The following is a 19,163-nucleotide window of genomic DNA, read 5'->3' on the forward strand; positions in this document are numbered from 1 at the left end:
GTGACCAGGACAGAGGTGGTCAAGCCCGGCATGTGCGGGCCCAGCTCGCTGTTCATGGGCGAGGTCGGCGACTGGACCTGGGACACGGTCAGCGCGCTGTGCGGCACCAACGCCTTCGACGCGCGCAACGCCGCCGGCGACCCGACGTACCTGTCGTTCTACTACTTCCACGTCAGGGGCAGCCGGGACCTGCACGTCAACGCGCTGACGTTCGGCGACGAGCTGGCGGTCACGTCCAGGCTGTTCGGCTTCGGCAGCGAGTCGGTGCTCGCCCTGCACCGCATCGGCCGCGGCGGCGGCCGGACGGGCGAGCTCGACCCGGACCGCTTCTACGCCTTCGACGACCCCGGCTGCATCTACGTCGAGACCTTCAACCGGTGGATCTCGCGCGGCGCGCCCGGCAGCAACGAGGGGCTGGTCAAGTCGTCCCCGGTGGACTTCAGGCACGAGCACCTGCCGACGCTGCCCGGCGCGTACTCGCCGAGGAAGGTGTACGGCCACGCCAGGAGCACCGGCACGTTCCTGGCCCGCAAACCGGACGATCCGGTCACGTTCACCGCCGACTACCCGGTGGAGCCGTCCAGGGACCTGAACGGCGTGGGCCTGCTCTACTTCGCCTCCTACTTCGCGATCGTCGACTGGGTGCTGCTGCGCTTCTGGCGGCACAGGGGGCTCGGCGTCGCCGACTTCCTCCGCCGCGTCGTCCTGGACCAGCGGCTCTGCTACCTGGGCAACGCGAACGCCGACTCGGTGTTGCGGCTGCGCCTGGAGTGCTGGCCGGCGCCGGACGGCGAGGGCGAGGGCGAGGACGAGGACGAGGAGATCGTCAACCTCGTCATGGAGGACCGGGGCCGCGTGATCGCGGTCAGCACCCTGCGCGTGCTCAGGAGGGGAGACACCGATGGCGACGCGTGAACACGTCGAGGGCGTCGTGCACAAGGCGATCGACGAGATCCTGCCCGGCGTCGAGATCGACGGCCGGGCGCACCTGAAGGACCTGGGCACGGACTCCGTGGACCGGGTCGAGATCATCATGGCCGTGCTCGACCGGCTCGGCGTCCGCGAGCCGCTGTCCTCCTTCGGCGGCGTGCCCAGCGTCGACGCCCTGGTCGACTTCCTGTGGGAGCGTGTGAGGTGAACGTCGGAATCGAGGCACTCAACGTCTACTGCGGCCTGGCCCAGATCCCGGTGCCGGAGCTGTTCGAGGGGCGCGGGCTCGACGCCGAGCGCCTGGGCAACCTGATGATGCGCAACCGCTCGGTCGGCCTGCCCTTCGAGGACCCCGTGACGAACGCCGTCAACGCCGCCCGGCCGATCGCCGCCGGCGAGGACCGCATCGAGATCCTGATCACCTCCACCGAGTCCGGGCTCGACTACAGCAAGTCGGTGGCCTCCTACGTGCACGAGTACCTGGGCCTGCCCAGGAGCTGCCGGGTCGTGGAGGTCAAGCAGGCGTGCTACGCGGCCACGGCGGCCGTCCAGCTCGCCGCCGCGTACGTCGCCTCGGGGGTGTCGCCCGGCGCGAAGGCGCTGGTCATCGCGACGGACGTGGCGCTGGTGGACGAGCGGGCCGCCTACGCCGAGCCCGCCATGGGCGCCGGGGCCGCCGCCGTGCTGATCAGCGACCGGCCGCGCGTCCTGGACCTGGATCTGGGGGCGTTCGGCAACCACAGCTACGAGACGATGGACTCGGCGCGGCCGGGGCCGACGTTCGACATCGCCGACTCCGACCGCTCGCTGTTCGCCTACCTCGACTGCCTCACGAGCTGCCTGGCCGGCTACCGGTCCAGGGTGGAGGACGCCGACTTCGCCACCACCTTCGACCACCTGGCCATGCACACCCCGTTCGCCGGGATGGTCAAGGCCGCGCACCGCAAGCTGATGCGCGAGTCGGGCGGCGGCACGGCGTCGATCGAGGAGGACTTCGAGCGGCGGGTGCTCCCCTCGCTCGCCTACCCGAGACGGGTGGGCAACCTCTGCTCCGGCTCGGTCTACCTGGCCCTGGCCAGCCTGATCGACCACGCCGCCCTGGACGGCCCGGCCCGGGTCGGCCTCTACTCCTACGGCTCGGGCTGCTCGTCGGAGTTCTTCAGCGGCCTGGTCGACGAGGAGTCGGCGAGCACGCTGGCCGGGATGCGGATCGGCGAACACCTGGACGGCCGCTGCGAGCTCGGCTTCGACGAGTACGCGGCGCTGCTGCCCGACACCCTCACCTGTCTCGTGCCGGAGCGGGACAGGCAGGTCGACGTGGGCGCGTACGAGCACCTGCTCAGCCGCGCCCGCTTCGACCGCGACCTCCTGGTGAACACCGGGACGAAGGACTACCACCGAACCTACGAATGGCTGGCACCATGACCGACACGGAGATTTTCGAGACCGTCAAGCAGAACGTCCTGAAGGTGCTGCCGGACCTGCGGCCCGGCGACGTGACGACCGAGGGCACCTTGACCGACCTGGGCGCCAACAGCGTCGACCGGGCCGACGTGGTCACCATGAGCATGGAGGACCTCGGGCTGACCGTGCCGGTGTCGGAGTTCCAGGAGGTGCACGACATCCGGTCCCTGGTGGACCTGCTGGCGAGGCACGCATGAGGGTCGTCGTCACCGGCATGGGCGTCGTCTGCTCGATCGCCTCGACCGTCCCGTCGTTCACCAGGGCGCTGCGGGCGGGACGGTGCGGGATCGGGCCGGTGCCCGACCCCGGCGACGGCGGCCCTCGGCTGGCCGCCCTGGTCAGGGGCTTCCGCTTCCAGAACGCGGTGGCCGCCCGCCGCCTGCCCGAGGAGATCGCGCGCAGCGCCCTGCGCGCGGCCGGCCGTTCGCCGCAGCCGCTGCAGATGGACCTGGTCGCCGCCATGCAGGCGTACGAGCAGGCGGGGCTGCACGAGGCGCGGGCCGACCCGGAGCGGATGGGCCTGGTCGTGGCCGGGCACAACCTCAGCTCCGGCTACGCCCACGACCTGCACCCCAAGTACGAGGACAACCCCGCCCACCTGCCGGCCAGGTTCGCCCTGCACTTCATGGACACCGACCGGGTGGGCACGCTCAGCCAGGTGTTCGGCATCAGGGGCGAGGGCTACACCGTGGGTGGCGCCTCGGCCAGCGGCAACGTGGGGATCATCAACGGCAGCCGGCTGGTGGAGTCGGGGGCCGTGGACGTCTGCCTGGTGGTGGGCGCCATGACCGACCTGTCGCCGATGGAGAAGCGCGGCCTGGCCACGCTGGGCGCGGTGGCGGGCGTCGAGGAGCCGCAGCAGGCCAGGTGCCGGCCGTTCGACGAGGACCACGAGGGGTTCGTGCCGGGTCAGGGGGCCGGGTGCGTCGTGCTGGAGAGCGCCCGCTCGGCCGCCGCCCGCGGCGCGACGGCGCTGGCCGAGCTGTGCGGCTACGACCTGAAGCTGGACGCCAACAGCCTGCCCGACCCGCGCGAGGAAGGCGAGGCCAAGGTGATGGTCAACGCCATGGCCAACGCCGGAGTGGGGCCACGCGACATCGACTACGTCAACGCCCACGCCACGGCGACGCCCAGCGGCGACGTGGCCGAGCTGGCCGCGCTGCGCAGGGCGCTGGGGGACAGCTTCGGCCGGCCGTGGGTCAACTCCACCAAGGGGCTGGTCGGCCACTGCATGTGCGCGGCCGGCGTGGTGGAGGCGATCGCGACCGTGGTGCAGATGCGCCGCGGCTTCGTCCACCCCAACCTCAACCTGCGCCATCCGATCAACCGCGACTGCCGGCTCGCACCCGGCAGGCTGCGCGCCGCCGACATCCGCTACGCGCTGTCCAACAGCTTCGGGTTCGGCGGCTTCAACACCTGCATAGTCCTCGGGCGTGAGCGTTGACCGACGGCCGACGCATAGCGCCCAGGGTCAGGGGTAGCGAAAAAGAGAGCAAAAAAGGGAGCTGACATGACCACCCAAGGTAAGGGCTCGTACCAGATCACCGGATGGGACGAGAAGCCCTACGAGGAGAAGAAAGGCCAGCCCAAGCTCAGTCAGGCCCACGTCACCAACGCCTGGAGCGGTGACATCGAGGGCGAGGGCCACGCCGAGTACCTGATGGCCTACGCCAGCGACACCGAGGCCAGCTTCGTCGGCCTGCAGAAGGTCGTGGGGAGCGTACGCGGCAAGAAGGGCTCCTTCGTGCTGCAGGCGACGGGCACCTTCGACGGCGGCGTGGCCAAGGCCGACTGGTCCGTCGTGCCGAACTCCGGCACCGACGAGCTGAAGGGCCTGAGCGGCAAGGGAGGATACGTCTCCAAGACCGACGGCTCGGCGGAGGTCACCCTCAACTTCAACCTCAAGTAGGGCCGACACATGCGAGTACGCGGGGCCGGGGGCCCCGCGTACTCGCATGTCAGGATCTGCTCAGTGTTGAGCAGACCGCCTCGCGCCCGCGCGCGACGATGGCCGCATGGACACTGAAGTGATCGTCGTCGGTGGCGGCCAGAGCGGGCTCGTCGCGGGCTACTACCTGAAGCAGGCCGGCATCCCCTTCGTCATCCTCGACGAGGAACCCCGCCTCGGCGCGGCGTGGCGGCAGCGCTGGGACTCCCTGGAGCTGTTCACGATCGCCGAGTACTGTGCCCTGCCCGGCCTGCGCTTCCCCGGCGGGAAGAACCGCTTCCCCAGCAAAGAGGAGATGGCCGACTACATCGAGGCGTACGGCGAGCAGTTCGACCTGCCGGTCAGGCTCGGCACCCGCGTCACGTCGCTGGAGCCGATCGAGGGCGGCTACCGGCTGGAGACCACGAAGGGCACGTACGAGGCGCCGCAGGTGATCATCGCGACCGGCGCCTACCGGGTGCCGAAGCTGCCCGACCTCGCCGGCAAGCTGGACCCCGAGGTCTTCCAGGTGCACACCGGCCGCTACCGCAACCCGTCCCAGGTGCCGGGCGGGACCGTCGTCGTGGTCGGCGCCGCCAACTCCGGCGCCCAGATCGCGCCCGAGCTGGCCGCCGGGCGCCGCGTCCTGCTGTCGCAGGGCTCGCCGCTGCCGCACTTCGGCCGCCGCTTCCTGGGCAAGGGGCTGCACTGGTGGGGCGACAAGTTCGGGCTGATCGCCAAGCCGCTGATGGGCGAGCGCGACCGGCTGCACAAGAAGACGATCCTGGTCGGGCCCAGCCTGAAGAAGCTGGCCAAGCGGCACCGCTTCGAGCTCGTGGGCCGTACGGTCGACGCCGAGGGCCGTACGATGCGCTTCGAGGACGGCCGCTCGGCCGACGTCGACGCCGTCGTCTGGGCGACCGGCTTCCGCTACGACTACTCCTGGGTGCACGCGCCCGTCGTGGCGGACGGCGGCGGCATCGAGCAGGACCGCGGCGTGACCGCCGCCCCCGGCCTGTACGTCCTCGGCATGCAGTGCCAGCACTCCTACGGTTCGGCGCTCATCTGGTGGGTAAAGGACGACGCGGCCTATCTGGTCGAGCGCATCAGGCAGTTCCGTCCCCAGGCGGTGGCGGGCAGAAGGGGTTGAGCGACATGTCCAGGCAGGTGGCGCTGCTGCGCGGCGTGAACGTCGGCGGCCGGAACATGGTGAGCATGGCCCAGCTCCGCGAGCTGCTGGAGGGCCTCGGCTTCGAGGACGTCAGAACCCACCTGCAGAGCGGCAACGTCGTCTACACCAGCGGGAAGAGCCCCGACGAGGCGGCGGCCGAGATCCGGGCCACGCTCGCCCGCGACCTGGGCGTCCAGGTGCCCGTCCTGGCCAGGACGGGCACCGAGCTGGGCGAGATCCTCAAGGCGAACCCGCTCGGCGACGTCGCCGCCGACGACGCCCTCTACCTCGTCACGTTCCTGTCGAGCAGGCCCGACGGCAAGCCGATCAAGGCCCTCGACCCCGACGCCTTCAAGCCGGACGTGTTCCGGCACGTCGGCAGGGAGATCTACGTCTGGTGCCCCGACGGGGTGCGCAACACCAAGCTGTCCTACTCCTTCTGGGAGAAGAAGCTCGGCGTGACCGCCACCGCCCGCAACTGGAAGACCGTCTCCAAGCTGCACGAACTGGCCGCCGGCTAACCCGCCAGCAGGCGCTTGAGCGTCTTGCCGATCGGCCCGCGCGGCAGCGACCCGGTGACGACGTACCGCGCCGGCCGCTCGGCCGGTTCCAGCCGGTCGGCGGCGAAGGCGCGCAGCTCGTCCTCGGGCACGGGGGAGCGCAGCACGACGGCCGCCGTGACGCCCTCCGGCCCCTCGAACGCGGCGGCCTCGACCACCTCGGGATGCCAGTGCAGGGCGTGCTCGACCCGCAGCGAGGAGATCCGGCGACCGCCGGCGGTGATCACGTCGGCGGCGCGGTCGAAGACGCGCAGCCGGCCCTCACCGTCCAGCTCGCCCAGGTCGCCCATGTGGGTCCAGCCGTCGCGGAAGGTGCTCTCGTCGGCGGCGGGGTCGTTCAGGTAGCGGCGGCGCGGGGCGGCCGAGCGCAGGCAGATCTCGCCCGCGTCGGTGATCTTCACCTCGGTGCCCGCGCTCGGCAGGCCCAGCAGCCCTTCGTCCGCCTCGGTGGGCGCGGTCTCGATCGGGCGGTGCACGAAGGCGGGGGCCGACTCCGTCGAGCCGTAGCCGATGACGATCCGCACGCCCGGCAGCGCCTCCATGAGCCGGGCCACCGTGGCCATCGGCACCGGCGCCGATCCCAGCATGAGCGCCCGCAGGCCGGACAGGTCGTACCGCTCGTGCCAGCCGTGCGCCACCATCCGGGTCGCGGTGGACGGCGGCACGATCGCCATCGGCACCCGCAGCTTGTCCAGCATGCGGGCCACGTTCTCCGGCCCGAGGTCGGTCAGCACGTGCGTGGTCGCCGGGGCGGTCATCGCCGTCATCAGCGCGCTGTGCCCGGCGTTCGTGCCCAGCGGGACGGCCGCCAGCACCCCGTCCACGCCGGTGAACAGCTTCCCGCGGCCCTCGTGGCCGTAGGTGAGGTTCGCGACGGGCACCGCCACGGCCTTGGGACGGCCGGTCGTGCCCGAGGTGTAGAGGATCTCGGCGACGTCGTCGTCCCGCGCGCCCGCCGCGTCGCCCAGGGGGCCGGGCAGGACCTGGCCCACCCCGCACTCGGCCAGGCGGGCCCGCGTCTCGTCCTCCGGCAGCGCGGGCGGCAGGCCGAGCACGGTGCCGCCGGCCAGGTGCACGGCGACGGCGGCGACGGCGTGCTCGATCCAGTCGTCGTGCCGCAGCGCCGTCCGGACCGGGGCCAGCCGCGCGGCCAGCTCCTCCGACCGGGCGGTCCAGTCCGCCACCCGCAGCTCGCGCTCGCCGTCCACGACGAGTGCCACGTGATCGCCCGCACGGGCGCTGACCAGTTCTGCCGGGTTCGTCGTCATGCGGCCGATGGTAGGAAGCCCGGCGCTCCCCGGATGCTCAGTGTTGAGCAGACCCGGAGGGCGATCTCGTGTGGGCTTGATGCGGCATGGGTCCGCGAAGAAGTGGGACGGCTGCCAAGAACAAGGGAGGCGATGACATGAACCAAACCGGTTCGAGTACGCGCGGCCAGCTGTTCGCCACCATCGGCGCACTCCTGGCCCTGGCCCTGGCGTCGATCGACGTCTCGGTGGTGGGGGCGGCGATGCCCCGGATCGCCGCCGACCTGCACGGGCTGTCGATGTACGCGTGGGTGGGGGTCTCCTACGCCGTCGCGGCCGCCGTCGTCGTGCCGATCGCGGGGAAGCTCGGCGACATGTTCGGCCGCAAACCGGTGCTCCTCGTCGGCCTGACGGGCTTCCTGGTGGCGTCGTGGTTGTGCGGCGCGGCCCAGACGATGCCCCAGCTCGTCGGGGCGAGAGGGCTGGCGGGGCTGTTCGGCGGCGTGCTGATGGCCAACGTCTTCACGCTGCTCGCCGACGTCTACACCCCGGAGCGCCGCACCCAGATGCAGGGCGTCTTCTTCGGCTTCTCCGGTCTCAGCATGGTGATCGGGCCGCCGCTCGGCGGGCTCATCACCGACAACTGGAGCTGGCGCTGGGTCTTCTACGTCAACGTGCCCGTCGGGCTGCTGGCGATCGCCGCCGTGCTGATCGGCGTGCCGTTCGTGCGCAGCGGCGCGAGCTGGCGCGACATCGACTTCGCCGGTGTCGTCACGCTCGTGGCCGGGCTCGTCCCGATCCTGGTCGGGCTCACGCTCACCGGCGACGGGCACGCCTGGACCTCGCCCGAGGTGCTCGCGCTGCTGGTCGGCGGCGCCGTGCTGCTCGTCGTGTTCTACTTCGTCGAGACGCGGGTGGCCAAGAACCCGCTGGTGCCGTTCGCGCTGTTCCGCAGCAACCAGGTGTCCGTCATGGCCGTGATCGCCTTCTTCTCGGCGTTCGCCATGATGGGCACGGCCTTCTACGTGCCGCTGCTCTACCAGGGCGTGCTCGGCGTGAGCGCGACCCACTCCGGCACGCTGCTGATCCCGATGATGCTCGGCCTGATGCTCATGGCCCCGATCGCCGGCAAGGCGATGACGGCCATGCCGCGCTACCGGCTGCTCGGCGTGTTCGCCATGGCCGCCATCGTCGCCGGGCTGCTGATCCTGTCGGCCGTCGGGCCGGACAGCGGCCAGGGCCTGCCGATCGTCGCCATGGTGCTCATCGGCGTCGGCATCGGCATCGCGTTCCCGATGGCCACGGCCGTCACGCAGAGCGCGATCCCGATGGAGCAGGTGGGCGTCGGCACCAGCCAGATCCAGTTCTGGCGGATGATCGCCGGGCCGGTCTCGCTGGCGATCCTCGGCTCGATCATGTCGTCCCGGCTCGGCGTGGCCGGTCAGGGCGGCGAGGGCGTCGCGCCGGCGGTGCTCGCCGACGCGCTGGGCGACCTGTTCCTCGCCTGCGCGATCGCGGTGGGCATCGGCCTGGTGGCCAGCCTGTTCCTGAAGGAGGTCCCGCTGCGCGACATGTCCATGGGCAGGTCGAAGGCGGGCAAGGCGGACCAGCAGGCCGCGCGCAACCAGGGGCGTGCCGCCAGGGCGTGACCCCGGTCCACCGGGTGGCGGGGCCGTGCGCGGCCCCGCCACCGCCATGTCCGCCCGCCATGTCCGCCCGCCATGTCCGTCCGCACGGGCCCGCTCGTACGGGCCTGCTCACAGTTGAGCAGACGGGCGCGGGCGCGCGGGCGAGGCTGCTGGCATGGACTCCTACCCCCTCCCCAGGACGTGCCCGCTGGACCCGCCGTCCGAGTACCGGGACCTTCAGGCGGGGCGGCCCATCACGCGCGTCCGGCTGGACTTCGACGGCAGCGAGGTCTGGCTGGTGACGCGGTACGAGGACGCCCGCGCCGTGCTCGGCGACGCCCGCTTCAGCTCCGACTTCGCCACCCCCGGCTTCCCGGCCCGGCTCACCTCGCAGCCCCCGGGGCCGGGCACCTTCATCAGGATGGACCCGCCCGACCACTCGCGGCTGCGCCGCCTGCTGCTGCCGGAGTTCAACCGCAGGCGCGTCGAGGCGCTGCGCCCGGCCATCCGGCGCATCACCGAAACGCTCGTCGACGAGATGGCCGCCCAGGGCCCGCCGGCCGACCTGGTCCAGACGCTGGCCCTGCCGCTGCCGTCCCAGGTCATCACCGAGCTGCTCGGGGTGCCGTACGAGGACCGCGACTACTTCCACGAGACGACCAAGGTCATCGGCGACCGCAACGTGGAGCCCGAGCAGCGCATGAAGGTCCGCGAGGACCTGCGCCACTACCTGGAGCGGCTGGTCGCCGAGCGCGAGCAGCGGCCCGCCGACGACCTGCTCAGCCGCCTCGGCGCCCACCGCGAGGCGGCCAAGGTCAGCCGGGAGGAGGTCGTCGGCATCGCGACGCTGCTGATGGTGGCCGGCTACGAGACCATCGCCAATCAGATCGGCGTGGGCACCGTCGCGCTGCTGGAGAACCCCGCCCGCCTGGCCGAGCTGCGTGAACGCCCAGAGGCGCTGCCCGCCGCGATCGAGGAGATCATCCGCCACCAGACCGTCATCGACTACGGCGCCCGCCGCGCGGCCACCGCCGACGTCGAGGTCGGCGGCCGGCTCGTCAGGAAGGGCGAGGGCGTGGTCGTGGTGCTGGCCGCGGCCAACCGCGACGAGGAGGTCTGGGCCGACCCGGACCGGCTCGACTTCGGCCGCTTCGGCGACGTCGCCGACCGGCAGGAGCATCTGTCCTTCGGCTTCGGCATCCACCAGTGCATGGGCCAGCTCCTGGCCCGCGCCCAGCTGGAGGTCGCCTGGTCCACGCTGTTCGCCCGGCTCCCGGGGCTGCGCCTCGCGGTGCCGCTGGAGGAGGTGCCCTTCCGCTCCGACATGTTCGTGTACGGCGTCCACGCGCTCCCGGTGACCTGGGGATGAGCCGCGACCCGCGGGACCGGGTCCGCGCGCTCTTCGACCCGGGCACCGTCCGGCCGCTGCCCGGCGACGACGGCTGCGGCGTGCTCGCCGCCCGGGGCAGCATCGGCGGCGGCCCGGCCGTCGCCTACGCCACCGACCCCGGCCGCATGGGCGGCGCGATGGGCGCGGAGGGCTGCGCCGGCATCGTCCGGGCGATCGACCTCGGCGTCCGGGAGCGGGCGCCCGTCGTCGGCCTCTGGCACTCCGGCGGCGCCCGGCTGGGCGAGGGCGTCACCGCGCTCGACGGCGTCGGGCAGGTGTTCGCCGCGATGGTCCGGGCCTCCGGCGTCGTCCCGCAGATCTCCGTCGTGCTCGGCCCGGCCGCCGGCGGCGCGGCCTACGGGCCGGCGCTCACCGACGTGGTGATCATGAGCGAGAGCGGCCGCGTCTTCGTCACCGGCCCGGACGTCGTCCGCAAGGTCACCGGCGAGGACGTCGACATGGAGCAACTCGGCGGCCCCGTCCCGCACAGCAGGCGCAGCGGCCTGGCCCACCTCACCGCCCCGGACGACGAGGGCGCCATCGGCTCCGCCCGCCGGATCACCGCCCTGCTCGGCGGCCAGGGCGAGCTGCGGCCCTGGGAGGCCCGCGCCGACCCCGGGCTCGGCGACCTGCTCCCCGAACGCGCCAACCGCGCCTACGACGTGCACCCCATCGTCGCCCGCCTGCTCGACGGCCCCGGCGAGGAGCTGCACCCGAAGTGGGCGCCCAACCTCGTCACCACGCTCGGCCGGCTGACCGGCAGGACCGTCGGCGTCATCGCCAACAATCCGCTGCGCAAGGGCGGCTGCCTCGACGCGGCGGCGGCCGAGAAGGCCGCGCGGTTCGTCCGCATGTGCGACTCGCTCGGCGTGCCCCTCGTGGTGCTCGTGGACGTGCCCGGCTACCTGCCCGGCGTCCGTCAGGAGTGGGACGGCGTGGTCCGGCGCGGCGCCAAGCTGCTGCACGCCTTCGCCGAGGCCGTCGTGCCCCGGGTGACGCTGGTGCTGCGCAAGTCCTACGGCGGCGCGTACGTCGCCATGAACTCCCGAGCCCTGGGCGCCTCCGCCGTCTATGCCTGGCCCACCGCCGAGGTGGCCGTCATGGGCGCCGAGGCCGCCGTGGACATCCTGCACCGCAGGAAGCTGCGCGACGGCCCCGAGGACGGCCGCGAGGAACTGCGCCGCCGGCTCGTCGCCGAGCACGAACGGGAGGCCGGCGGCGTCGGCAAGGCCGTGGAGATCGGCGTCGTGGACGAGGTGATCGAGCCCGCCGGCACCCGGCTGAGGCTCGCCGAAGCCCTGCTCAAGGCCGTGCCGCTGCGCGGCGACCACACCAACATCCCGCTGTGAAGCCCCTGCTCACTATTGAGCAGGCAGCACGGCGGCCCCTCATTAGCGTGACGAACAAGCCGACAGACGGAGTGGAACGATGACCAACCCGAATCCCGTCATCCCGCCGGCCGAGCAGCAGACCTCGGTACCCGCGGCGGATCTGATCAACTCGGCCACGGCCGGCGTGATCGTCGAGCGGACCGCGCAGGTCAGGAACGGCTCCCACGCCAAGGGGCGCAAGTTCGCCCGCATGATGGCGGAGATGGTGACCGCCAAGCAGGTCGGCGTCGCCAGCGTCTTCCTGTACGAGGAGACGTTCGGGACCAAGGACCGGCTGCACTGGCTGATCCACCTCAGCTCGCTGCACGCGTACGAGCAGATGGTGCACATGGGCACCTCCGACGGCGAGTACCGCGACAACACCGCCGACAGCGGCTGGGACGAGATCTTCGTGGACGGCAGCATGACCGAGACCGTCCTGCTGCCGCAGTTCTGGGGCATGTACGGCACCGCGGTCGACGGCGAGCGCGAGAAGCAGTCCACGGTCTACCTCCAGGAGGGCGAGATCACCGGGCTGCCCGGCGCCCGCGAGCAGGTGCCGCAGCCCTACGAGCAGCTCGTGCACTCGGGCAACTGCGGCCTGCTGCTGCACCGGACCGCCCAGCTCGACTACGACTTCCGGTCCGAGGGGCGCACGTTCGCCCGCGAGGCCGCCGAGTCCATCAACGAGAACCTGCCCGGCGAGGCGACCGTCTTCGTCTACGAGGAGGCCTTCGGCGCGGCCGACCGCATCCACTGGCTGATCCACATGAAGTCGCTGAGCACCTACTACAAGGTCCTGGCGCTGCACGTGAAGGACGAGAAGGTGCGGGACCTGTACTTCCAGCAGCGCATCGCGCCCGAGCGCGGCGGCGGCACCTGGGCCAGGATGTTCGTGCCCGGCAGCATGACCGACACCGGCCTCACCCCGCACCACTGGGGGATGTACGCGACATGAGCGGCCGCTGCCTGCACGAGATCTTCGCCGAGCGCGCCGCGAAGGCCCCCGACCGGATCGCCGTGACCTGCGGCACCGAGGAGATCACCTACGCGGACCTGGACGACCGGGCCGACCGGCTGGCCTGCCTCCTCCAGGCCGCGGGCACCGGCCCCGGCGTGCTGGTGGGGCTGTGCGCGGACCGCGGCATCGACCTGGTGGCCGGGCTGCTCGCGATACTCAAGGCGGGCGGCGCGTACGTGCCGATCGACCCCGGCTACCCGGCCGGGCGGATCGCGTACCTGCTGGAGGACAGCGGGGTGCGCACGGTGGTCACCACGTCCGGCGTGGCCGCCCGGCTCGGCGGCGTCCTGCCCGGCGAGGTCGTGCTGGCCGACGCCGAGCCGCCGCAGGGCCGTCCCGCGGCCACGGCCGGCGACGAGGACCTGGCCTACGTCATCTACACCTCGGGCTCGACCGGCGCGCCCAAGGGGGTGCTGGTCGAGCACCGCAACGTCGTGCGCCTGCTGGAGCGGACCGAGCAGTGGTTCGGCTTCACCGACGACGACGTCTGGACGCTCTTCCACTCCGTCAGCTTCGACTTCTCGGTGTGGGAGCTGTGGGGCGCGCTGCTGTACGGCGGCCGGCTGGTGATCGTCCCGGCCGAGGTGGCCAGGTCGCCCGAGTCGCTGCGGCGGCTGCTGCTGGACGAGGGCGTCACCGTGCTGAACCAGACGCCCTCCGCGTTCCGGCACCTGGTGGCCGCCGACGCCCGGCAGGAGCGGCCTTCGCCGTACCGGCTGCGCCGGGTCGTCTTCGGCGGCGAGCGGCTGGACGTCGACCTGCTCGCCCCGTGGATCGACCGCTACGGCGACGACCGCCCGCACCTCGTCAACATGTACGGCATCACCGAGACCACCGTCCACGTCACCTACCGCCGCGTCCGCGCGGCCGACCTCGACCACCCGGAGCTGAGCCCGATCGGCGTGCCCATCCCGGACCTGCGCCTCGACGTGCTCGACGAGCACGGACGCCCGGCCACCACCGGCAACCTGCACGTCTCCGGCCCCGGGCTCGCCCGCGGCTACCTCGACCGGCCCGAGCTGACCGCCGAGCGCTTCAGGGCCCTGCCGGACGGCGGGCGCCGCTACGACTCGGGCGACGTCGTCACCCGGCTGCCCGGCGGCGAGTACGCCTACCTCGGGCGGTCCGACGACCAGATCAAGGTCCGCGGGTTCCGCCTGGAGCCCAGGGAGATCGAGCTGTGCCTCCTGGGCCATCCGCGGGTCGCCCACGCGGTGGTGGCCCACCGCGACTACGGAGAGGGCGACGTCCGGCTGCTGGCCTTCGTCGTCCCCGACGGCGAGGCGGGGCCGGACCTGATCGAGCAGCTCACCGAGCGGGCCGCGAGCCGGCTGCCGGCGCACGCCCGCCCGTCCACCTACCACATCGTGTCGGAGATCCCCATGACGCCGCAGGGAAAGGCGGACCGCGCCGCTCTGGCCAGGTCCGCGCAGGCATCGTCGGCCGCCAAGGTCGTGCAGCGCATCGCCGAGGACGTGCTCGAACGCGACGAGGTGCCACCACAGGTGGACCTGTTCGACCTGGGCGCCACCTCGCTGGCGATGACCCGCATCATCGCCCAGGTGAACGAGCGCTTCGGGCTGGAGCTGACGGGACGCGAGCTGGAGGAGGAGGCGTCGGTCGCCGCCCTGGCCTCCTGCGTCGAGGAACGACTGACCGTGAGGGGATAGACCATGCACGAGACCACACTCCGGGGCGAGCACTCGATGACCCCCGAGGAGCTGAAGACCTTCCACACCCAGGGCTACTTCGGCCCGTTCAAGGTCTACGAGATCGACGAGATGCGCCAGAACTGGCGGCGCGAGCGGATGCGGCTCATGGACCGGAGCAACGCCGTCTACCGCGACGACGCCGCCTCGGGCAACACCAACATCTCCAACTACGACCGCCACCTGGACTCGGCCTTCCTGGCCGACCACATCAGCCGGCCGCAGATCGTGGACCGCGTGGTCAGCGTGCTCGGCCCGGACGTGCTCTGCTGGCGCACCGAGTTCTTCCCCAAGTACCCCGGCGACGAGGGCACCGACTGGCACCAGGCCGACACCTTCGCCAACGCCTCCGGCAAGCCGCAGATCGTCTGGCCGCAGGCGGAGGAGTTCGGCGGCACGATCACCGTCTGGACCGCCTTCACCGAGGCGAACGAGGACACCGGGTGCCTGCAGTTCATCCCCGGCACCCACGAGACGATGTTCTACGACGAGACCAAGCGCATGCACTACGACCCCAACAAGATCAACCAGGAGGACAAGGACGGCGTCCGGCGCGGCTTCTTCGGCTACGACTACCGCGACCTGCAGATCGACCCCGACTGGAAGCCCGACGAGTCGCAGGCCGTCTCCATGGTGATGCGGCCGGGCGAGGCCATCCTGTTCTGGTCGACGCTCATGCACGCCTCGCTGCCGCACAAGGGCCTGACCGACGAGATGCGCCTGGGCTTCGCCGCGAGGTACGTCCCGACCAAGGTCGACGTCTACCCCGACACCGACGAGATCGAGGAGTACGGCGGCCGGGTCAGCCTGGACCGGTACGGCGCCGTCCTGGTCACCGGCCGGAACACCAACCCGGGCAACCGGATCGCCACGGCGACCACCACCGGCCACCCCTTCACCACCCGATGAGGCCCCCGGTGGTCTCTCCCCGTCTCTGTCCCCGTCGCGCGGCGACCGCGCGGCCTTCCCCGACCCACGGAATGCGGTGATCATCTCGTGGCCGCCGAACTGAGACGTCTGACCCGGGCCGTGCAGGAGGCGCGCCCGCTGGTGGACGTCCTGCGGCATCCGGTGCGCCTGGCCGGCCCGCCCGGCCTCGCCTCCCTCTTGGGCCGTGTGACCCGACGGCTGGGCGCACCGGAGTTCGCACTGGACGACCACGGCTCGCTCGACACCTTCGAGCGCCTGGTCAGCGACCATCTCGCGCTGCGCGACGGCATGGGCGAGGACCTGCCGCCGGCCGTCGCCGACGAGGTCGTGGACGAGGCGGCGCGGGGCGGCTTCGAGGGGCTGTGCGTCCGCGACGAGGTCGCACCGGCGGACGGAGGCCCGCCGCTGCCCGCCTACGCGGCCGGCGACCCGGCGGCCCCGGCGGTCGTGATCGTGGCCGCCTGCGGCATGCCGGCCCGCCTGTGCGAGCAGTGGATGCGTTTCCTGTCCCGCACCCATCGCGTGCTGACCTGGGAGACCCGCGCGTTGTTCGGGCAGGCCCCGTCGGCGGATGTCCCCGACGTGGGGGTGACGGCGCAGGCCGGTGACCTGTTCGCGGTCATGGACCATTTCGGCGTCCGCCGCGCTCACGTGATGTGCCTGTGCGGCGGAGCCGTCATCGGCCTGGCCGCCGCGCACCTCGACCCCGGCCGCGTCGAGTCCCTCAGCCTCTGGCACGGCGACTTCGCCGCGGTGAAGGGCGCCGACCGCACCCACCACCAGCAGAACCTGGTGGCGCTCATGGAGATGGCCGCGACCGGCCCCGACCGGGCCGCCGCCATCCATCCCGTGCTCTGCCAGACGATGCTCGCCTCGGTGCCGCCCGACCTGGCGCACCTGGTGGTCTATCCGTACGCGACGCCCGAGCTGCTGCACCGCTACTGCCGCCTGAACGGCGAGATCATGACGACGGACGTGAGCCCCTGGCTGGGCGCGATCGACCAGCCCGTCCTGGTGGTCTCCAGCCATGACGACGAGACCGCCCACCCCGCGGGGTCGAAGGCGGTGGCGGCCGCGCTGCCGGACGCCGTCCTGCATCTCCGGGCGCACGGCGATCACATCTCGCTGTTCAAGGGTGACCCGGAGTTGATGGATATGGCGCGCGACTTTATTGATTCCGCGACGGCCCGATAAAGACCGAAATCCGCCTCCAGGCAATTCTCCGGACATGTCAGAGAATTGTGGTACGCCTTGTTAATCAGTCGATTGATGGGTAGAGGCAACGGCGACATGAAATAAAGCCGAGGGGCGGAAAAATGAAGTCATCCGACGTCGCGCGACTTAGATCCGGACTGCGCTCCCTCGTCTCGCAGGAAACGTCCGGCGGTTGCTCGATCCGGGTGCCGAGACGCGCCAACATCTACAACTGCGGCCAGCGCGACAGCAACATCTACGTGATCGAGAGCGGTCAGATCAAGACCCAGATGTACGCCCGCTGCGGCAAGGAGTGTCTGCTGTCGATCTTCACCGCCGGCGACATCTTCGGCGAGTCCTCCCTGCTCGGGGCCGACCGCAGCGAGACCGCCACCGCCATGCGGACCACCTGGGTTCGCCGCATCCCGGCCGCCCGCTTCCGCGCCGCCATGGCCGAGAACGAGCTCATGGACGGGTTCATCGACTATCTCGCGTTACGCCTGCGAGAACAGCAGGAAGTGATCGCGACAATGGTCACGATGGACAGCGAGCAGCGCCTCGCCTCCGTTCTTCTGCGCTTATCCAGAAAGATCGGTAAGCGCCGTGCCCCGAATGTGCGGGCCATCGAGGAACGCATCACCCAGGAAGAACTGTCCGGCATGGTCGGCACCACCCGGTCGCGCGTCGGATTCTTTCTCAAACGCTTCAAGGACGCCGGCCTCGTCCTGCCGACCTCGGACCCGTTCCTGGTCGTGAACGAAGAACGCCTGGCCGAATACGTCGACGAGGTCGGCTGACGGGGCCGCCCCCGGCCCGGCGGTGACAAGCCGGGCCGGGGGGCCGCTCAGCAGGCGATCAGCTCGAACGGCACCGCCGGACGGCCGCCGAACCGCTGACCGGCGGCGTTCACGAACCCCTCCAGCGGCACCCGCGCCCCGCCCGGCGGCACCCCGAGCGCCGACAGGTACGCCGCGTGCGCCTCGACCGAGGCCAGCGCCGCGTCCAGGTACCCGGTCACGTCCACGGCGTGCGTCGGCCGGACGGAACCGGCGATCGCCACGTACTTGACGCCGTCCCACGGTTCGGCGCCGGCGTCGGGCAGGATCCAGCGGTTGCCCGCGTCGAGGACCGCGTCCAGCACGGCCCGTCCGGTGACGCGGTGGTCGGGGCTGTTCCACTTGCCGGTGAAGGTGAGGTCGTGGTGGTTGAACGTGATCACCAGCTCGGGCCGGTGCCTGCGCAGTGCCGCCACCAGATCGTGCCGGAGCCGGGGGGAACGTTCGATCGCGCCGTCCGGATGGTCGAGGAACTCCACCGACGAGACGCCGACGATGGCGGCGCTCGCGTGCTGCTCCTCCTCCCGCACCTTCCGCGCCTGCTCCGGCGGCATCGAGTCGATGCCCGCCTCGCCGCGGGTGAGCAGGAGGTAGCCGACCTGCTTGCCGGCCCCGGTCCAGGCGGCCACGGCGCCGGCGCTGCCGAACTCCATGTCGTCGGGGTGGGCCACGACGGCCAGGGCTCTGGTCCAGTCATCGGGCATGGGCTGTAAGTCGTCCGTCATGTCCTATCCCCTGACATGCACGGAGATCGCTAAACCTCCGGCGACGACTGAGATCCAGGCCTCCGGGTGGCGGCCTGGTCGCAGGTCGGCGGGGACGGCCGCCGGGCTGGGTCAGCCGGTGGACCTGCGCTTGCGGTAGGCGCGTTGTTGGCAGGCCCGCGAGCAGTAGACGCGGGGGCGGCCCGAGGGGGCGGTTTCCAGTGGGGTGCCGCACTCGGGACACTTTTCATCACGATTTTCGTCACGCTCTCGGATCAGCACCTCGACGCCGTCCAGGAGGCGGCGCAGGCCGAACGTGAAAGAGTCCTCCGGGTCGTCCCAGCCGCCCGTCTCCCACAGGCGCGAGAGGGCGGGATAGCGGTCGAGGCGTTCGTACAGGGAGTCGCGGGCGCCCCACCACTCCTGCTCGGACACGCCGCTGCGGCGTTCCTCGCGCCGGGTCTCGGCCAGGAGCAGCGCCTCGGCGTCCACGAACCGGCCGAGCAGGCCGACCACCGCGACCACCTCGGACGGCCGTAGCGCGGTGCCGGTCAGCGCGCCGAGCATGTGGTCGTAGTGGGCGACCGCGTTCGGGCCCGGCAGGTGGCGGGAGCCGCGCACCTCGGCCAGCCACGGGTGGCGGATGCGGAGTTCCCACGCCCGCCGGGCCGCCTCCTCCAGCCGCCCCCGCCAGCCGCCGTCGGCGTCCGGGGCGGCGTCCGGGGCGGCGTCCGGGGCGGATTCTGAGCCGGCGTCCGGGGCGGCGACGAGGGCTTCGCCCAGCACCTCGTCGCGCATCAGGTCCACGAGCTGGTCGCGGCCGGGGACGTGGCGGTAGAGGGACATGGTCGTGAAGCCCAGCCGGTCGGCGACCTTGCGCATCGACAACCCTTCCAGGCCCTCGGCGTCGGCCAGCTCGACCGCGGCCCGCACGATCCGGCCCAGGCTGAGGCCGGGCCGCGGCTCCCGTTCCGCGTCCCGCCACAGCAGCTCGACCCCGTGGTCCGGGTCCCCCGCCACACCTCGTGCCATTGGCACCTCCCTCGTTTATGTTGTATTACTCCGTGTACGCCATAAACAGC

19 protein-coding genes are annotated in these 19,163 nt (G+C 71.7%); 16 read left to right on the plus strand and 3 right to left on the minus strand.

What is annotated here, in order from left to right; translation table 11 throughout:
* The 8 genes from ACIA8R_RS42810 to ACIA8R_RS42845 all read left to right on the plus strand — a co-directional run bounded on the left by ACIA8R_RS42810 (nt 1) and on the right by ACIA8R_RS42845 (nt 6,013).
* Complete coding sequence (locus ACIA8R_RS42810) at nt 1-915, plus strand: LnmK family bifunctional acyltransferase/decarboxylase (protein WP_397043334.1); 915 nt, start codon at nt 1-3, stop codon at nt 913-915.
* Entirely contained in the window at nt 902-1,138 is a 237-nt protein-coding gene (locus tag ACIA8R_RS42815) for a phosphopantetheine-binding protein (protein ID WP_397043336.1), read from the plus strand. The genes ACIA8R_RS42810 and ACIA8R_RS42815 overlap by 14 nt, the downstream gene beginning before the upstream one ends.
* Nucleotides 1,135-2,355, plus strand: a complete 1,221-nt coding sequence (locus ACIA8R_RS42820; RefSeq protein WP_364093392.1) for a hydroxymethylglutaryl-CoA synthase — start codon at nt 1,135-1,137, stop codon at nt 2,353-2,355. Before ACIA8R_RS42815 ends, ACIA8R_RS42820 begins: the two co-directional genes overlap by 4 nt.
* On the plus strand, nt 2,352-2,591 hold the full coding sequence (locus ACIA8R_RS42825; protein ID WP_364093395.1) for a phosphopantetheine-binding protein: 240 nt from the start codon (nt 2,352-2,354) through the stop codon (nt 2,589-2,591). Before ACIA8R_RS42820 ends, ACIA8R_RS42825 begins: the two co-directional genes overlap by 4 nt.
* The gene (locus tag ACIA8R_RS42830) at nt 2,588-3,838 is read left to right on the plus strand and encodes a beta-ketoacyl synthase N-terminal-like domain-containing protein (RefSeq protein WP_364093398.1); all 1,251 of its coding nucleotides are present in this window, start codon (nt 2,588-2,590) and stop codon (nt 3,836-3,838) included. Before ACIA8R_RS42825 ends, ACIA8R_RS42830 begins: the two co-directional genes overlap by 4 nt.
* A gap of 66 nt (nt 3,839-3,904) precedes the next feature.
* A complete protein-coding gene (locus ACIA8R_RS42835) occupies nt 3,905-4,303 on the plus strand; it encodes a DUF3224 domain-containing protein (protein WP_357703635.1) in 399 nt (132 codons plus the stop codon).
* A 106-nt stretch (nt 4,304-4,409) separates the two neighbouring features.
* Entirely contained in the window at nt 4,410-5,471 is a 1,062-nt protein-coding gene (locus tag ACIA8R_RS42840; RefSeq protein ID WP_364093405.1) for an NAD(P)/FAD-dependent oxidoreductase, read from the plus strand.
* Nucleotides 5,472-5,476: 5 nt separating this feature from the next.
* A complete protein-coding gene (locus ACIA8R_RS42845) occupies nt 5,477-6,013 on the plus strand; it encodes a DUF1697 domain-containing protein (protein WP_364093408.1) in 537 nt (178 codons plus the stop codon).
* Here the strand turns inward: ACIA8R_RS42845 and ACIA8R_RS42850 are convergent.
* A complete protein-coding gene (locus ACIA8R_RS42850; RefSeq protein WP_397043340.1) occupies nt 6,010-7,320 on the minus strand; it encodes a class I adenylate-forming enzyme family protein in 1,311 nt (436 codons plus the stop codon). The two genes, ACIA8R_RS42845 and ACIA8R_RS42850, sit on opposite strands and share 4 nt — an antisense overlap.
* Before the next feature lie 137 nt (nt 7,321-7,457).
* Between ACIA8R_RS42850 and ACIA8R_RS42855 the strand changes: the two genes are divergently transcribed.
* From ACIA8R_RS42855 to ACIA8R_RS42890, 8 genes are all read left to right on the plus strand, one after another.
* Entirely contained in the window at nt 7,458-8,948 is a 1,491-nt protein-coding gene (locus ACIA8R_RS42855; RefSeq protein ID WP_357703626.1) for an MFS transporter, read from the plus strand.
* Nucleotides 8,949-9,102: 154 nt separating this feature from the next.
* Nucleotides 9,103-10,296, plus strand: a complete 1,194-nt coding sequence (locus tag ACIA8R_RS42860) for a cytochrome P450 (protein WP_357703623.1) — start codon at nt 9,103-9,105, stop codon at nt 10,294-10,296.
* Nucleotides 10,293-11,666, plus strand: a complete 1,374-nt coding sequence (locus ACIA8R_RS42865) for a carboxyl transferase domain-containing protein (RefSeq protein WP_357703620.1) — start codon at nt 10,293-10,295, stop codon at nt 11,664-11,666. Before ACIA8R_RS42860 ends, ACIA8R_RS42865 begins: the two co-directional genes overlap by 4 nt.
* Before the next feature lie 79 nt (nt 11,667-11,745).
* Entirely contained in the window at nt 11,746-12,645 is a 900-nt protein-coding gene (locus ACIA8R_RS42870; RefSeq protein WP_357703618.1) for a DUF6039 family protein, read from the plus strand.
* Nucleotides 12,642-14,378 carry an amino acid adenylation domain-containing protein gene (locus ACIA8R_RS42875; protein WP_357703615.1) on the plus strand — a complete coding sequence of 579 codons (1,737 nt, stop codon included), beginning with the start codon at nt 12,642-12,644 and terminating at the stop codon, nt 14,376-14,378. The genes ACIA8R_RS42870 and ACIA8R_RS42875 overlap by 4 nt, the downstream gene beginning before the upstream one ends.
* Nucleotides 14,379-14,381: 3 nt before the next feature.
* The gene (locus ACIA8R_RS42880; RefSeq protein WP_364093420.1) at nt 14,382-15,326 is read left to right on the plus strand and encodes a chlorinating enzyme; all 945 of its coding nucleotides are present in this window, start codon (nt 14,382-14,384) and stop codon (nt 15,324-15,326) included.
* Nucleotides 15,327-15,413: 87 nt separating this feature from the next.
* Nucleotides 15,414-16,541 carry an alpha/beta fold hydrolase gene (locus tag ACIA8R_RS42885; RefSeq protein WP_397043344.1) on the plus strand — a complete coding sequence of 376 codons (1,128 nt, stop codon included), beginning with the start codon at nt 15,414-15,416 and terminating at the stop codon, nt 16,539-16,541.
* Nucleotides 16,542-16,663: 122 nt separating this feature from the next.
* On the plus strand, nt 16,664-17,338 hold the full coding sequence (locus tag ACIA8R_RS42890; protein ID WP_397043346.1) for a Crp/Fnr family transcriptional regulator: 675 nt from the start codon (nt 16,664-16,666) through the stop codon (nt 17,336-17,338).
* A 47-nt stretch (nt 17,339-17,385) separates the two neighbouring features.
* Here the strand turns inward: ACIA8R_RS42890 and ACIA8R_RS42895 are convergent, their stop codons facing one another.
* Nucleotides 17,386-18,102, minus strand: a complete 717-nt coding sequence (locus ACIA8R_RS42895) for a PIG-L deacetylase family protein (protein WP_364093428.1) — start codon at nt 18,100-18,102, stop codon at nt 17,386-17,388.
* Nucleotides 18,103-18,213: 111 nt separating this feature from the next.
* Nucleotides 18,214-19,113, minus strand: coding sequence for a TetR/AcrR family transcriptional regulator (locus ACIA8R_RS42900; protein WP_397043348.1), 900 nt, complete (start codon nt 19,111-19,113; stop codon nt 18,214-18,216).
* Nucleotides 19,114-19,163 lie beyond the last annotated feature (50 nt).

Source organism: Nonomuraea sp. NPDC051191 (genome assembly GCF_044455665.1).
GTDB lineage: Bacteria > Actinomycetota > Actinomycetes > Streptosporangiales > Streptosporangiaceae > Nonomuraea.